Genomic DNA, 2,539 nt, shown 5'->3' with positions numbered 1-2,539 from the left:
TAAACTTTCTTTCCCACCAAGGGTAACTCTTCTTCCTGAGGATTGGGAAACAGAGAGGGAGTAATTGGAAGGATGATAGGAACAAGTAGGATGAGTGGTTTGGTAAACAAAGCACACAATGTTCATTACTTGATAGAAAATCCCAAAAGCACGGTGTTGTTTCTAAAGGATAGGCTGTTGTATGTTTCAGGCTGGTTTTTTGGACCTGAAGGCAAAAGGGCAAAAAAAATAATTGCCCAGAGCAAAAATAGCGTATTTGAAGCTGAAATAGTAGCAAGACCGGATGTAGAACAGCGGTATTCCTCGCGGGGAGTGTCGATACGAAGGGATTGCGGTTTTGAGATTTTCTGTGATCTGAGTCGAGGTGTGAAATATGTTGTCATTAAAGCCCAAGAAGATTCTGGGCAGTGGATTAAGCTTGGAAGTTTTATTATTATTGTTCAAAAAACGAAAAGGCAAAAAACCATCGATGCCTATTATCAACATTGGCTAGAGCTTTTTGATTCGATTTCACCAAAAGACAAAGAAAAAATAAAAGCGAGGATTACAAAATTATCGATTCAACCACTCTTGTCGGTTTTAATGCCCGTTTACAATACACCAGAAAAATATCTTATCGAATCGATTGAATCGGTCAGAAATCAGATCTATCCGCATTGGGAGCTATGCATTTCTGACGATGCTTCATCAGATCCAGCAACTCGGCGAATTTTGGAAGACTATCGAAGGAAGGATCCAAGAATCAAGGTAACATTCCGGCAGACCAATGGTCATATGAGTGCAAATTCAAACAGTGCACTGGAACTAGCGGAAGGAGAATTCATTGTACTTCTAGACTCCGACGATCTTCTTGCCCCGCATGCCCTTTATATGGTTGTTGAAGAGATTAATCGATTCCCCGAAGTCTGTATCCTGTATAGTGATGAAGATAAAATTGATGAAAAGGGCAAGCGGTACGATCCTTTTTTTAAACCTGATTGGAATCCAGATCTTTTCCGATCTCAAAATCTCATTAGTCATCTTGGAGTCTACCGAAGGGATCTGGTAAGGAAGGTTGGAGGGTTTCGAATCGGTTATGAAGGAGCGCAAGACTGGGATTTAGCTTTGCGGGTGTGGGAACAAGTAGGAGATAAGGCTATAAGACATATTCCTTATGTTTTGTATCATTGGCGAGCGGTATCAGGTTCCACTGCTTTGGACATACACAATAAACCTTATGCTGCAAAATCGGCAAGGAATGCCTTAGTGGATCATCTAGCAAGAAAACAGATCAAGGCAATAGTTCTTCCGGTGGGGCCATCTTTCGAGTATCATCGTATCCTCTATGATATTCCAAAACCCTATCCCAAAGTCAGTTTGATCATGCTTTCAGCCTTCAAACATTCCTTGGTAAAAGATTGCATAGAAAGCATTCTTTTTAAGACTGATTACAAAAACTTTGAGCTTTTAATTGTTGCAAATGGTCCTAATTGTACTAACCCAGAGATAACAACCTATCTTGATCACCTGCAAAAGAGAGCTCAGCTTAGGGTATTGTATGACGACCAGAACGCTTTTAACTATTCGAAGCTGAACAATTGGGCTGCTGAACAGGTGGATTCGAATATCATTGGATTTATTAACGACGACTTAGAAGTTATCAAACCCGATTGGCTAACTGAATTAATGAGGCATATCTGCCGACCAGAGATAGCGGCAGTGGGGGCTAAACTCTTTTATCCTCAAGGCATAATCCAGCATGCTGGAGTAATATTGCTCGTAGGTGGGGTGGCTGCTCACAGGTTTTCTGGCTTTAGCAGAGAATATAGCGGGTATTTTTCCAATGCCCTGCTCCAACAAAATATTGGTTGTGTGACTGCTGCCTGTATGTTGATCAAAAAAGAAGTCTTTGAAGAAGTCGGAAAGTTTGATGAAAATTTAACAATCGATTTTGGAGATGTGGATTTATGCTGCAAACTGATCAGTAAAGGCTATTGGATTAGCTGGACCCCTTATGCCCAATTAATTCATCATGAGTCAAAATCTAGAGGCCGTCAAGCTAGCGAGCATTCTAAAAAAGAATGGATATATTGGCGTGAAAAATGGGGGAAAATGATTAATGAGGATCCTTTTTATAATCCCTGTCTTTCTCTAGAATATCCTTATGCTTTGGCCTTTCCTCCGAGAAGGAAGAATCCTTGGAATCAATAGTGACAAGTTCCACAAGAATAAAAATAACAGCCTAACCCATGTTTGTTGAAAATCGCCTGATTTTGTGGGTGCTCCAGAGGAGAGGGAGCCATTTTTGTCGAAACATAGTTATATCTTATGAAGAATTATTATGAATAAATCTTTTAAAGTAACTAAATAAATAGATCAACGTTGTAGGATAATGCCTCTTTATGTTTCTGCGTATCGTGCCGATTCGGCGGACAAGCGGGAAGGTGGACCAGTATGTTCGGCTGGTGGAGAGCTACTACGATCGAGGGAAAATCTAGAGATCCGGTCGATAGCGAATCTTCTAGCGCAAGGAGCTTTTGGCTCCTCATGTGGACAGGCT

The 2,539-nt window shown here is 40.8% G+C and carries 1 protein-coding gene; it reads left to right on the top strand.

Going from position 1 to position 2,539, the window contains the following annotated elements; translation table 11 throughout:
* The first annotated feature begins 90 nt into the window (after nt 1–90).
* Nucleotides 91–2,190: a glycosyltransferase gene (locus A7Q09_RS07210; RefSeq protein WP_208526708.1), complete on the top strand. Its 2,100-nt coding sequence runs from the start codon at nt 91–93 to the stop codon at nt 2,188–2,190.
* Nucleotides 2,191–2,539: the final 349 nt, after the last annotated feature.

The sequence above is a fragment of the Methylacidiphilum sp. Yel genome (assembly GCF_004421185.1).
In the GTDB taxonomy this organism is placed as follows: domain Bacteria; phylum Verrucomicrobiota; class Verrucomicrobiia; order Methylacidiphilales; family Methylacidiphilaceae; genus Methylacidiphilum.
The sequence above is the reverse complement of the archived record's forward strand: the minus strand, read 5'-3'. Positions and strand labels throughout refer to the sequence as shown.

Coding starts and splice junctions, on each gene's coding strand:
- A7Q09_RS07210 (WP_208526708.1), top strand. CDS start 91: ATGAGTGGTTTGGTAAACAAAGCACACAATGTTCATTACTTGATAGAA.